The organism is Pantoea coffeiphila, from assembly GCF_016909495.1.
GTDB lineage: Bacteria > Pseudomonadota > Gammaproteobacteria > Enterobacterales > Enterobacteriaceae > Erwinia > Erwinia coffeiphila.
Genome location: NZ_JAFBFW010000001.1, coordinates 711,023 through 723,761, shown reverse-complemented (window position 1 = coordinate 723,761; position 12,739 = coordinate 711,023). Strand labels below are relative to the sequence as shown.

Genomic DNA, 12,739 nt, shown 5'->3' with positions numbered 1-12,739 from the left:
GCAGGCTGGCATTCAGGCCAGATGCGCGCGCTTCCTACCTGATTCATCCTCGTCCAACAGTGCAACGACTGCACGCTGCGCCTCACCCAACCAGCTACCGCCAAAGACATTTGCCCTGTTAAGCAGATAGTAAAGCTGATAAACCGGCTGTCGTTGAATATAGTCCTCCGGAAGCGGCCATACCGACTGGTAGCCAGCCAAAATCTCTGCGGGAAGATCGGGATACCAGGCCAGCATTGCCAGATCGCACTCCCTGTCGCCCCAGTAGCAGGCAGGGTCGAAGATCCACGGCCCGCTGCTGCTGCCTGCACAGTTTGCCGGCCACAAATCACCGTGAAGCAAGGACGGTTGCGGATGATGCGATGCCAGAATGCTCTGCGCGCAGCGAGTGATTAATTCGATGTCGCCGTACTGAATCCCTTTTTCCGCCGCCAGCTGCAGCTGCCAGCCGATACGCTGTTCCGCAAAGAACAGTGACCAGCGGCGAAGCCAGCTGTTGGGCTGTGGTGAGGTGGTGATATTGTTATCGAAATCGAGGCCAAACTGCGGCTGCTCGCTCCACTGATGCAGACGCGCCAGCTGTTCGCCGAGCGTTCGGGCTGTAGAGGCATTCAACGGGCAGGGTTGGGTATATTCCAGCAGAAGGAAGCTGGCTTCACGAACGCTGCCGACGCCGTAGACCTTCGGCACGCGCACGGTTCCGCTGCGAGCCAGCAACTGGAGCTGATCGGCTTCCCAGGTGAACAAATCCAGCATCTCTCGCTGATTGCACTTAACGAACACCTGCTGTTCGCCATAATGCAGAAGCCAGGCTGGATGGACGTCCCCGCCCGGTAGCTCCGTACGGTGGGTGATTTCTCCGGGACCAAGCTGTTCATTCAACAAACGACTGATGGCTGACCACATAGGAAGCTCCTCTTTTGTACGCCGTGAACAGGGTTACCGTATCGCTTAAAGGATAACCAGTCTGCGCGTGAATGCACGTTAATCGTACATTTTTACAAAAACTTAGCTTTGATCCTGCTTATTAAATGATTCCAAAGTCCGGACTTCGACCTCCGGTTGTTTTCCCAGAACCAGTTCACCAATACTTTGCGCCTGCTCCCTGAGTTCTTCGAGAGACAGGGCACTGACGATACCGAAATTGTTGGTGCCCAGTTCATGCGGGTGCCCATCAGAATCGTTGTGGGTGGTTGAAAAACCGGCATTTGCCATAGTGCTGTTAAGTTCAAGCAGATTAGCGAGCCCGGTTTCGTGATAGCGGAAGGTCACTACGTATTGGGTTACGGAAGAACTCATGGCGTACCTCTTTGTCAGAAAACTCATTACATCATAGGACATGGCCGGGTCTGAATGGATGATCTGGTCATGGTGTGCTCATGAATTTTATTAACACTCCCACCAATTTATTGGTAGCGGCATAGAATCAGGTCGCACGTGATGCCTTTTTTTTCCCAAACGTTGCCAGATACCGAGTGTGGTTTATCTGCCGGTCTGAGGTTCGATCACACTTTGCAAACGTCAGTGGAAGAGGGCATGAGACAATGCTTCTGAATATTTACTTTTTGTTACATTACTGCGTTTTCCTGATGCTATTTTCGCAGTGGCTAGAGATATTTCTTATTTACAGGCTGATGTTTTCCCGTCAAATACCCTCTATAATGCGCGCCGTTAATGAGATTGTTCTCATTCGTAGAGTAATTTCGTCATGATGCTTGTGAAAAAGAGTGATTTAACAAATTGTTACGTTTATTACCGTAAATTGCGTTGATCGTCCTTCAAAAGGCTTCAGACTTAATCTTTTCAAAACTGCCGTACGGGTCACATTAAATGAAAGCGCTGAGTAAACTGTCTGTCGTTCTGCTGCTCTCCGGGGGAGCACTGTGTCAACAAGCCCTGGCTGATAACAACGTATTTACGGTTATGGATGACCCGAGCACTGCGAAGAAACCATTTGAAGGGAATGCTGCGGCGGGCTATCTGGCTCAGAGCGGCAATACCAAAAGCTCATCGGCCACGGCAAATACCAATATGACCTGGTATCAGCCAAGCACCGCCTATAGCCTGTGGGGAAATGCGAGCAACACCTCCTCTAATGATGAGCGCTCTTCCGAAACCTACCAGGTGGGCGGACGTACACGTTATAACATGAACAGTGCAGACTACCTGTTCGGTCAGGCCAGCTGGCTCAGTGACCGTTTTAACGGCTACGACGGTCGTTCAATTCTGGCCGCCGGTTATGGTCGCCAGCTGCTGAATGGTCCGGTGCACTCTCTGCGTGTGGAAGCCGGTCCTGGCGTGCGTTATGACGACTTCCATGAAGGCGGCCATGAAACTCAGGCCCTGGCCTATGGCGCATTCAGCTACCAGTGGCAGCTGACCGACAGCACCAAATTCATTCAGGGTGTGTCCGTGCTGGGTAGCGACGATACTACCGTCAACTCTGAAACCGGCCTGCAGGTAGCCATCAACGATCACTTCGCGCTGAAATTGGCATACAACGTGACCTGGAACCAGAACCCACCAGAGTCCGCGCCGGAAAGAACCGACACCAAAACGTCGGTATTACTTTCCTACGCAATGTAATGCTCAACGGGCCGATAATTCGGCCCGTTATTCTTTTGGCACACAGTCAGATCTCTGGCGACACTTAATTCCCCTGCCGCAATTTAATCCCGCACCGTGCAATTACCCGCCATGACGTGTAAGATACTACACCTTCAAAGGTTTCTCTGAATTTGAGTCGCTTTTGAGTCTGTGTACCAAACCGTGTACCAAACCGGCAAATGTGAGCGGGTTTTAAGTACTAAGGGTCTGGTTTATAAAGTAAAACCAATGTTTGTATGTAGCCTTGCGTATGGGTTACCACTGCAATTAAGGATGTTACATGCCAGTTATTACTCTTCCTGATGGAAGTAAGCGTTCGTTTGACCACGCGGTAAGCGTGATGGATATTGCCCTGGATATCGGTCCTGGCCTGGCGAAAGCCTGTATTGCCGGACGGGTAAATGGTGAACTGGTGGATGCGGTTGATCCGATCACCGAAGATGCCAATGTGGCCATCATCACCGCCAAAGATGAAGCCGGTCTGGAAATTATTCGCCACTCCTGCGCTCACCTGTTAGGTCATGCGATCAAGCAACTGTGGCCTGATACGAAAATGGCTATCGGTCCGGTGATCGACAACGGATTCTACTATGACGTAGACCTCGATCGTACCCTGACGCAGGAAGATATCGAACAGCTGGAAAAGCGTATGCATCAGCTGGCCGAAACGAATTACGACGTCGTCAAGAAGAAGGTCAGCTGGCAGGAAGCGCGTGACGCCTTTGCTGCACGTGGGGAAACCTACAAAATGACCATTCTTGATGAGAACATCAGCCATGACGATCGTCCTGGGCTGTATCATCACGAAGAATATGTCGATATGTGCCGTGGTCCGCACGTACCGAATATGCGTTTTTGCCATCACTTTAAGCTGCAGAAAATCTCCGGTGCCTACTGGCGCGGCGACAGCAATAATAAAATGCTGCAGCGTATCTACGGTACCGCATGGGCCGATAAGAAACAGCTCGCCGCGTATCTGCTGCGTCTGGAAGAAGCGGCAAAACGTGACCACCGCAAAATTGGCAAGCAGCTCGACCTGTATCATATGCAGGAAGAAGCACCAGGTATGGTGTTCTGGCACAACGACGGCTGGACTATCTTCCGCGAGCTGGAAGTGTTTGTGCGTACCAAGCTGAAAGAGTACGACTACCAGGAAGTGAAAGGTCCGTTTATGATGGACCGTGTGCTGTGGGAAAAAACCGGCCACTGGGAAAACTACAAAGAAGCCATGTTCACTACCTCTTCTGAGAACCGTGAATACTGCATTAAGCCAATGAACTGTCCGGGTCACGTGCAGATCTTTAACCAGGGGCTGAAATCGTATCGCGATCTGCCGCTGCGTATGGCTGAATTTGGTAGCTGTCACCGTAACGAGCCGTCAGGTGCGCTGCACGGCCTGATGCGTGTACGTGGCTTTACTCAGGACGATGCCCATATCTTCTGTACGGAAGAGCAGGTGCGTGATGAGGTGAACAGCTGCATCAAGATGGTGTACGACATGTACAGCACCTTTGGCTTTGAAAAGATCGTGGTTAAGCTCTCCACGCGTCCAGAAAAACGTATCGGTAGTGATGACCTGTGGGATCGCTCCGAGGCCGATCTGGCCGCCGCGCTGAAAGAGAACGAGATTCCGTTCGAATATCAGCCGGGTGAGGGTGCTTTCTACGGTCCTAAAATTGAATTTACCCTGCATGACTGCCTGGACCGTGCCTGGCAGTGCGGCACAGTACAGCTCGACTTCTCTCTGCCGGGCCGTCTGAATGCCTCTTACATAGGTGAAACTAATGAACGTCAGGTGCCGGTAATGATTCACCGTGCAATCCTGGGGTCCATGGAGCGCTTTATCGGGATTTTAACCGAAGAATATGCCGGTTTCTTCCCGACCTGGCTTGCTCCGGTACAAGTTGTGGTAATGAATATTACCGATGGCCAGTCCGAATATGTTGCAGAATTGACTCGAAAATTGCAAAATGCGGGCATTCGTGCAAAAGCGGACTTGAGAAACGAGAAGATTGGCTTTAAAATTCGCGAACATACTTTACGTCGTGTCCCGTATATGTTGGTCTGTGGTGATAAAGAGGTGGAATCTGGCAAAGTGGCCGTTCGCACCCGCCGCGGTAAAGACCTGGGCAGCATGGACGTAAACGAAGTGATAGCGAAGCTGCAGAATGAAATTCGCAGTCGCAATCTTCATCAATTGGAGGAATAAAGTATTAAAGGCGGAAAACGAGTTCAACCGGCGCGTCCTAATCGCATTAACAGAGAAATTCGCGCCACTGAGGTTCGTCTGACAGGCGTCGATGGCGAACAGATTGGTATTGTCAGTCTGAATGAAGCTTTAGAAAAAGCTGAAGAAGCAGGCGTTGATCTCGTAGAGATCAGCCCTAACGCCGAGCCGCCCGTTTGCCGTATTATGGATTACGGCAAGTTCCTTTATGAAAAAAGCAAATCTTCTAAGGAACAGAAGAAAAAGCAAAAAGTTATCCAGGTTAAGGAAATCAAATTCCGTCCTGGTACCGATGATGGCGACTATCAGGTAAAACTACGCAACCTGATTCGCTTTCTGGAAGATGGCGATAAAGCTAAAATCACACTGCGGTTCCGTGGTCGTGAGATGGCGCACCAGCAGATCGGTATGGAAGTGCTTAACCGCGTCCGTAAAGATCTGTGTGAAGATATTGATCTGGCAATTGTCGAATCCTTCCCTACGAAGATCGAAGGTCGCCAGATGATTATGGTGCTCGCTCCCAAGAAGAAACAGTAGGCCCTAAAGTAATCTTGCCGTGCGTTTCGGCGTGCGGCGTGATTCGCCTGTCTGGTTCATTTTATTAACAATGCGAAGTGGATATTTTTTAAATGCCAAAGATTAAAACTGTACGTGGCGCGGCCAAGCGCTTCAAGAAGACCGCTTCTGGCGGCTTCAAGCGTAAACACGCTAACCTGCGTCATATTCTGACTAAAAAATCTACTAAGCGTAAACGTCACCTGCGTCCGAAAGGTCTGGTGTCTAAAGGCGATCTGGGTCTGGTTATTGCCTGCCTGCCGTACGCATAAGTATTTTTTTTAAACTTTCAGAATATTAACAGGAGAGCTAAATGGCTCGTGTAAAACGTGGTGTAGTTGCTCGCGCACGTCACAAGAAAATCTTAAAACAAGCTAAAGGTTACTACGGAGCACGTTCACGTGTTTACCGCGTTGCCTTCCAGGCCGTTATCAAAGCTGGTCAGTATGCTTACCGCGACCGTCGTCAGCGTAAGCGTCAGTTCCGTCAGCTGTGGATTGCGCGTATCAACGCAGCAGCCCGCACTAACGGTATTTCTTACAGCCGCTTCATCAATGGCCTGAAAAAGGCTTCTATTGAGATCGACCGTAAGATCCTGGCTGACATCGCCGTATTCGACAAAGCAGTATTCTCTGCTCTGGTAGAAAAAGCGAAAGCAGCTCTGGCGTAAGCCAGATTTGAAGAGGGGAGCCTGTCTCCCCTTTTTTATTGCCTGTAACCTAAGCAAAAGATTGACTTTTCTGCCTCCGGGCATTTCAATAGAACGGTTTCCGCAAGCAACCAGGTAACATTAAGCATGAACGCTAATTTTCGTTTCTTTTTTTACTTTAGCACCTGATTCTCGGGGGCTTTTGCGCAAAGAAAAGAAACGAAAAATCGCGCTAAAAGCCTCCCCCGTGGAGGCTTTTTTCGTTTCTACACTGAATACATAACGATGTTATCGTAAAGACTAAAAACAGACCGGCCACGGTGGCTGGAAGAAGAGGAAAGCATGTCACATCTCGCAGATCTGGTGGCGCAAGCGAAAGCCGCCATCAATGATGCTCAGGATGTCGCCGCGTTAGATAACGTTCGCGTCGAATACCTGGGGAAAAAAGGGCTTCTTACCCTGCAGATGACTACCCTGCGTGAACTGCCAGCGGAAGATCGCCCGGCAGCCGGTGCGGTAATCAATGAAGCTAAACAGCAGGTGCAGGATGCGCTTAATGCGCAAAAGAACGTGCTGGAATCTGCGGAGATGAACGCCCGTCTGGCCCAGGAAACTATTGATGTGTCCTTGCCAGGTCGTCGCATTGAAAATGGCGGTCTGCATCCGGTTACTCGTACCATCGATCGTATTGAAACCTTCTTCGGCGAACTGGGCTTCTCGGTGGAAACCGGGCCGGAGATCGAAGACGACTATCATAACTTTGATGCGCTGAATATTCCTGGCCATCACCCGGCGCGCGCGGACCACGATACATTCTGGTTTGATGCCAAGCGCCTGCTGCGCACTCAGACTTCCGGCGTGCAGATCCGCACCATGGAAACCCAGCAGCCACCGATTCGCGTCATTGTTCCGGGCCGCGTTTATCGTAATGACTACGATCAGACCCACACCCCAATGTTCCATCAGATGGAAGGCCTGATTGTTGATAAAAACATCAGCTTCACCAATCTGAAAGGCACGCTGCACGACTTCCTGAATAATTTCTTCGAAGCCGATCTGCAGGTTCGTTTCCGTCCTTCCTACTTCCCGTTCACTGAGCCTTCGGCGGAAGTGGATGTGATGGGCAAAAACGGCAAATGGCTGGAAGTGCTCGGCTGCGGCATGGTGCACCCGAACGTATTGCGTAATGTCGGCATCGATCCGGAAGTGTATTCCGGCTTTGCCTTCGGTATGGGTATGGAGCGTCTGACCATGCTGCGCTATGGCGTTAACGATCTGCGCGCCTTCTTCGAAAATGATTTACGTTTCCTCAAACAGTTTAAATAAGGGCGGGTAAAACCAATGAAATTCAGTGAACTCTGGTTACGTGAATGGGTCAATCCGGCCATTGACGGTGAAGCCCTGTCCGATCAAATTACCATGGCCGGTCTGGAAGTTGACGGCGTCGATGCTGTTGCCGGTGCTTTCAACGGCGTGGTAGTGGGTGAGGTGGTTGAATGCGGCCAGCACCCTAACGCGGATAAACTGCGTGTCACCAAAATCAACGTAGGCGGCGATCGCCTGCTGGATATCGTCTGCGGTGCGCCAAACTGCCGTCAGGGCCTGAAAGTGGCCGTTGCCACCGTCGGTGCCGTACTGCCAGGCGATTTCAAAATCAAGGCTGCCAAACTGCGCGGCGAGCCGTCTGAAGGGATGCTGTGCTCCTTCTCAGAACTGGGCATTTCCGACGATCACCAGGGCATCATTGAACTGCCGCTGGATGCGCCTGTCGGCACCGATATCCGCGAATACCTCAAGCTGGACGATAGCACCATTGAGATCAGCGTGACGCCAAACCGCGCCGACTGTCTGGGCATTATCGGCGTAGCGCGCGATGTTGCTGTGCTGAACAAACTGCCGCTGGCTGAGCCGGAAATTTTACCGGTAGCGGCAACACTGACCGATACTTTCCCGATAAGCGTGTCTGCGCCAGAAGCCTGCCCGCGCTATGTGGGCCGCGTTGTTAAAGGCGTTAATGTCAAAGCAGCAACCCCGCTGTGGATGAAAGAGAAGCTGCGTCGCTGCGGCATCCGTTCTATCGATCCGGTAGTGGATATCACCAACTTTGTACTGCTGGAGCTCGGTCAGCCGATGCACGCCTTCGATCTGGATCGCATCAATGGTGAAATCATTGTGCGTCTGGCAGAACAGGGCGAAAAACTGACTCTGCTTGACGGTAGCGAAGCCACGCTGAACAGCGATACGCTGGTGATTGCCGATGCCGGAAAGGCGCTGGCGATGGCCGGTATCTTTGGTGGCGAGCATTCAGGCGTTAACGAAGAGACGCAGAATGTGCTGCTGGAGTCCGCTTTCTTTAGCCCGCTGTCAATTACCGGCCGCGCGCGCCGTCACGGCCTGCACACCGATGCGTCTCACCGCTACGAGCGCGGCGTTGACCCTGCGCTGCAGCACAAAGCCATTGAACGCGCGACGCGCCTGCTGCTGGATATCTGCGGTGGTGAAGCCGGTCCTCTGATCGATGTCACCAGTGAGCAGCACCTGCCGAAACGCGCCACTATCACCCTGCGTCGTGAGAAGCTGGATCGCCTGATTGGCCATGTCATTTCCGATGCGGACGTTACCGATTTCCTGACCCGTCTGGGCTGCGAAGTGACCGTCGGTAACGGCGAGTGGCAGGCGAAGGCACCAAGCTGGCGTTTCGATATGGAGATTGAAGAAGATCTCGTTGAAGAAGTCGCGCGCATTTACGGCTACAACAATATTCCACACGTTCCGGTCCAGGCATCTCTGGAGATGACCAAACACCGCGAAGCGGATCTGTCTCTGAAACGCGTCAAATCTCTGCTGGTCGATAAAGGCTATCAGGAAGCGATCACCTACAGCTTCGTTGACCCGAAAATTCAGGCGCTGCTGCATCCGGGTGAAGAGAGCCTGCTGTTGCCGAGCCCGATTTCCGTAGAAATGTCGGCGATGCGTCTGTCATTATGGAGCGGACTGCTCGGAGCTGTGGTGTATAACCAGAATCGCCAGCAGTCTCGTGTGCGTCTGTTCGAAAGTGGCCTGCGCTTTGTTCCTGATACACAGGCAAACCTGGGTATCCGTCAGGAGGTTATGCTGTCTGGCGTGATCACCGGTAATCGTAATGAAGAGCATTGGGATCTGGCGCGTCAGGCCGTTGACTTCTATGATTTGAAAGGTGATTTAGAGTCTCTGCTGGAATTAACCGGCAAGCTCGATGAGATCCAGTTTGTAGCAGAAGCTAATCCGGCGTTGCATCCGGGGCAGAGCGCAGCAATTTATTTACGCGGCGAAGCCATCGGATTCATCGGTGTGGTACACCCGGAACTTGAGCGAAAACTGGATCTTAACGGTCGTACGGTGGTGTTCGAACTGCTGTGGGATAAGGTCGCAGACCGCGTCCTGCCTGATGTCAGCGGTATTTCGCGCTTCCCGGCAAACCGCCGTGATATTGCTGTTGTAGTGGCAGAAAACGTCCCTGCAGCAGATATCATCACAGAGTGTAAGAAAGTTGGCGTAAATCAGGTAGTTGGCGTAAACTTGTTTGACGTGTACCGTGGTAAGGGTGTAGATGATGGTTTTAAGAGCCTCGCTATCAGCCTGATTTTGCAAGATACCAGCCGGACACTCGAAGAAGAGGAGATTGCCGCTACCGTTGCAAGATGTGTAGAGGCACTGAAAGAGCGATTCCAAGCATCCTTGAGGGATTGAACCTATGGCGCTTACAAAAGCTGAAATGTCTGAATATCTGTTTGAGAAGCTTGGGCTTAGCAAACGGGATGCCAAAGAGCTGGTAGAACTGTTTTTTGAAGAAGTGCGTCGTGCTTTGGAGAACGGTGAGCAGGTTAAGCTGTCAGGATTTGGCAACTTCGACCTTCGCGACAAGAATCAACGTCCGGGACGTAACCCAAAAACCGGGGAAGACATCCCGATTACGGCCCGTCGGGTAGTGACTTTCCGCCCTGGTCAGAAGTTGAAGAGCCGGGTAGAAAACGCTTCACCGAAAGAAGACTGATATTCGCAATTCAAAAAGGCCGCGCAAGCGGCCTTTTTCACTGGTGTATTTGCATGATTTTAAAGGTAAAGTTTTTGTTTGTGTCCACTCAATGACCACGCCAACAAAAAAGCCACGATACTCCGTGGCTCAATGTCATAATCACCGCGACTATTTCCAGCCACAAGCCTGCTTCAATGGCTGTAGTGCATCACTCAACCCCGCAACATCGAATGTGACTGATACGGGACTCTCATTGTATGGTGTTATCCTCGCAAACAACTTGTCAGCCTTGGATATGCTCTTAACAAAATCAATAACCTTCCCACTATAGAATGTGGCTTTTGTGTCAGTTGATATTGTCCATGTTCTTTCAACGGCTTTTTGTTTGTCCAGTCGATACAGCATGCTTGTTTCATTGAGCCCCAGATAAACATCCCAGTTCACATATAGCTCTGTCTTTTTCTCTCGACAGGTAACAAAAATGGCTGGCGTTACCGTTTCTCCAAATGCTGTTCTGATAGTGTCGTTACTTTCAAGCATAAGCACTACATTTTTTGAGTCATCAACAGGTGAGGTTGTAGTGTGGGTAAACCACTTCCCAGTGTTTATTGCTGGCTTGTTAGCTGATTCTTCACCCTCATCTGATGATCCAATTGGGAATAGCTTGTCATAGCATGCAAGCCTTTTAGTGCCGTTTACCTCTGTTCGGCATTCAGCAATATCGGCTTTGCTTGTAGTTACTTCTTTTGGGGCGGGGGGTTTGGATACGTCTTCAACTTTGAATGTGGGTAAAAAGAATGAGTCATAGCATGTTAATCTTCTCTCAATGTCTTTTTCATCAGGACATTGCTCTCGACTTTCAAATTTTTTAGTAGTCTGCGTTTGTGTGGGAGCGATAGTTTTATCGTAACAAGAGATACGCTGCGTATTGTCTTTTATTGAGCGGCACTGAAGTACACCGCTAAAGTCAGTAAACTTCTCCTGTGCACGAATAGCAGAAGGGGATGTTGCCACCACTAAACATGCAACTAAGAAAATAAAACGTGCCTTCATGAAATTATCCTTTCAGTTTACTAAAGCCCTTAAAGAACCCGTCGAACAAATTGTTAACTGATAAATGTTACAAAACATTTTGATTTTATCTGATTGTCTTACCCTGACAAGAAAATAACCCCGCATATGCGGGGTAATTTTAAAGAGCAAGGTTTAGCTGATCGCGTCCGTAGTGCGACACGGGAAAAGCGTCTTTAGGGATAAAGTCCGGCGGTAACGGTTCGCGGCGGCCGCGCTTAGTCACCAGCTTTTCTACGCTGTTCAGGGTGGTAAAGGTTTCGCTGCATTCTAAATTCTGGCACTGATGATACTGGCGTATTGTCAGTTCACTAAGACGACGGCTGGTGCGGGTACGGGCGTGAGCGCCGCAGATTGGGCAAATAAACATGATGGCTCCCTCATGGGAGTTGAACTCGCTGTTATTATGACCGTTATGTCGTCGTTTCTGCAATCCACTCCGGTATTTTTGCTTCCAGCTCCAGGCGGGTTTTAAAGCCACCGTCATCAATCGTGTGGCTCACCCGCGATAATACCCAGTCCTGATTATCAATATCGGTTTTAAATCCTGAAACGGTGCCTTGCATTTCCGGGTACAGATCAGCGCGGCCCTCGGTCAGGGTAAGCGAAAACTCTGCGGCACCGCGTTTTAGCTGCTGCCACTTCGCCGCAGCTGCGCGGCGGGCTGCTGTCTCGTTGCTGTACGTTGAGCGCAGCACAAATAAATTCCCGTCTTCACCGGCAATATAATCCCCCTCACGGCTGCTGCTTTTTGCTGGCTTGTCCGGCTTAGGTTTTGTCGCGCGCTTCTTAACTGTGACCGTTTTCTTTTTGCCGTAATCCAGATCCAGCCAGTTTGCCTGCACGCCGGTATAAGCATCCCTGTCCGCGATGCGAAACGAATGCCGGTCACCGCTTGAACGGGTGAGGGCAAACTGCGGCAGTGCGATACCACTGGCACTGACGCCACCGCCGGGCAGTATAAACAGCAACGATCCGTTCTTCACCGTAGCGATGGCCCCTAACAGCTCCGCAATGCGCGTCAGAAATGACATGTCGCTTTCCTGCGTCTGGTCTGCGTGGTCGATTTCCGCTTTCATCAGCTGTTCTGAAATCACCGGCGTCAGCTTGTAGCGCCGGGCGATAGCAGAAACGATGCGCTCAACCGTCACGTCATGCCATGACACCTCACGTTTGACGTTAAATTCATCCCGAAAGTCGGCGCTGCGGGCGGTGATATCGATCCTGTCCGGCGGCCCTGAATAAGCCACCTCGTCAACGGTGTAAACCCCTTTGTAAACCAGTGGTTCGCCATCCCAGCCAAGCGACAGGGAAAGCTCGGCACCGCGAGGGGGTAACTGGAGGTTGCCATCCGTATCGTCAATCGAGATAGCCAGTTCATCGGCTTCAAAACCGCGGTTGTCGGTCATCTCCAGTGAGATGATGCGTGGGTCCAGCTGCGTCAGCGCCTTGCCGCCCATCATGACGCTGAAAGCCGGTACCCGTGACAGGCTGGACTGGTACTCCTTCAGGTTTTTCAGCCCGTCATCCATCAGCGTTTTTGCCTTGTCGATCGTGTCTGTAGTCAGCGCCATTTTCGTTCCTCCGGCGCTGATGTTTTCATGCGCGCGCGATG

At 51.2% G+C, this 12,739-nt stretch carries 13 protein-coding genes, 1 pseudogene and 1 other annotated feature; of the genes and pseudogenes, 9 read left to right on the top strand and 5 right to left on the bottom strand.

Annotation, left to right across the window (positions count from 1 at the left end; genetic code table 11):
* Positions 1-12: 12 nt before the first annotated feature.
* Positions 13-906: a fructosamine kinase family protein gene (locus JOE09_RS03430; protein ID WP_205064796.1), complete on the bottom strand. Its 894-nt coding sequence runs from the start codon at positions 904-906 to the stop codon at positions 13-15.
* Between the two features lie 102 nt (positions 907-1,008).
* Positions 1,009-1,299 (bottom strand): type V toxin-antitoxin system endoribonuclease antitoxin GhoS, encoded by a 291-nt coding sequence (ghoS, locus tag JOE09_RS03425; RefSeq protein ID WP_105594998.1) that lies wholly within the window; start codon positions 1,297-1,299, stop codon positions 1,009-1,011.
* A 531-nt stretch (positions 1,300-1,830) separates the two neighbouring features.
* Here ghoS and JOE09_RS03420 point away from each other — a divergent pair.
* The 9 genes and pseudogenes from JOE09_RS03420 (at position 1,831) to ihfA (ending at position 10,071) form a co-directional block, all read left to right on the top strand.
* Positions 1,831-2,586, top strand: coding sequence for a DUF481 domain-containing protein (locus JOE09_RS03420; RefSeq protein ID WP_105594997.1), 756 nt, complete (start codon positions 1,831-1,833; stop codon positions 2,584-2,586).
* A gap of 301 nt (positions 2,587-2,887) precedes the next feature.
* The gene (gene thrS, locus JOE09_RS03415; RefSeq protein ID WP_205064795.1) at positions 2,888-4,816 is read left to right on the top strand and encodes a threonine--tRNA ligase; all 1,929 of its coding nucleotides are present in this window, start codon (positions 2,888-2,890) and stop codon (positions 4,814-4,816) included.
* A gap of 3 nt (positions 4,817-4,819) precedes the next feature.
* Positions 4,820-5,371 carry a translation initiation factor IF-3 gene (gene infC, locus JOE09_RS03410; RefSeq protein ID WP_072166329.1) on the top strand — a complete coding sequence of 184 codons (552 nt, stop codon included), beginning with the start codon at positions 4,820-4,822 and terminating at the stop codon, positions 5,369-5,371.
* Between the two features lie 92 nt (positions 5,372-5,463).
* Positions 5,464-5,661, top strand: a complete 198-nt coding sequence (rpmI, locus tag JOE09_RS03405) for a 50S ribosomal protein L35 (RefSeq protein WP_010275699.1) — start codon at positions 5,464-5,466, stop codon at positions 5,659-5,661.
* Between the two features lie 41 nt (positions 5,662-5,702).
* The gene (gene rplT, locus JOE09_RS03400; protein WP_105594995.1) at positions 5,703-6,059 is read left to right on the top strand and encodes a 50S ribosomal protein L20; all 357 of its coding nucleotides are present in this window, start codon (positions 5,703-5,705) and stop codon (positions 6,057-6,059) included.
* A gap of 118 nt (positions 6,060-6,177) precedes the next feature.
* Positions 6,178-6,302 (top strand) — a sequence feature (Phe leader region).
* A pseudogene (locus tag JOE09_RS03395) lies at positions 6,186-6,227 on the top strand (hypothetical protein). It overlaps the preceding feature by 42 nt.
* Before the next feature lie 78 nt (positions 6,303-6,380).
* Positions 6,381-7,364, top strand: a complete 984-nt coding sequence (gene pheS / locus JOE09_RS03390; RefSeq protein ID WP_105594994.1) for a phenylalanine--tRNA ligase subunit alpha — start codon at positions 6,381-6,383, stop codon at positions 7,362-7,364.
* A 15-nt stretch (positions 7,365-7,379) separates the two neighbouring features.
* A complete protein-coding gene (gene pheT, locus JOE09_RS03385; protein WP_205064794.1) occupies positions 7,380-9,767 on the top strand; it encodes a phenylalanine--tRNA ligase subunit beta in 2,388 nt (795 codons plus the stop codon).
* A 4-nt stretch (positions 9,768-9,771) separates the two neighbouring features.
* Positions 9,772-10,071 (top strand): integration host factor subunit alpha, encoded by a 300-nt coding sequence (ihfA, locus tag JOE09_RS03380; RefSeq protein WP_017802142.1) that lies wholly within the window; start codon positions 9,772-9,774, stop codon positions 10,069-10,071.
* A gap of 150 nt (positions 10,072-10,221) precedes the next feature.
* Here ihfA and JOE09_RS03375 read toward each other — a convergent pair whose 3' ends face one another.
* The 3 genes from JOE09_RS03375 to JOE09_RS03365 all read right to left on the bottom strand — a co-directional run bounded on the left by JOE09_RS03375 (position 10,222) and on the right by JOE09_RS03365 (position 12,698).
* Positions 10,222-11,106, bottom strand: a complete 885-nt coding sequence (locus JOE09_RS03375; protein ID WP_205064793.1) for a type VI secretion system-associated protein TagO — start codon at positions 11,104-11,106, stop codon at positions 10,222-10,224.
* Positions 11,107-11,245: 139 nt separating this feature from the next.
* Positions 11,246-11,494 (bottom strand): ogr/Delta-like zinc finger family protein, encoded by a 249-nt coding sequence (locus JOE09_RS03370; protein ID WP_205064792.1) that lies wholly within the window; start codon positions 11,492-11,494, stop codon positions 11,246-11,248.
* A 43-nt stretch (positions 11,495-11,537) separates the two neighbouring features.
* Entirely contained in the window at positions 11,538-12,698 is a 1,161-nt protein-coding gene (locus JOE09_RS03365) for a phage late control D family protein (RefSeq protein ID WP_205065104.1), read from the bottom strand.
* Positions 12,699-12,739: the final 41 nt, after the last annotated feature.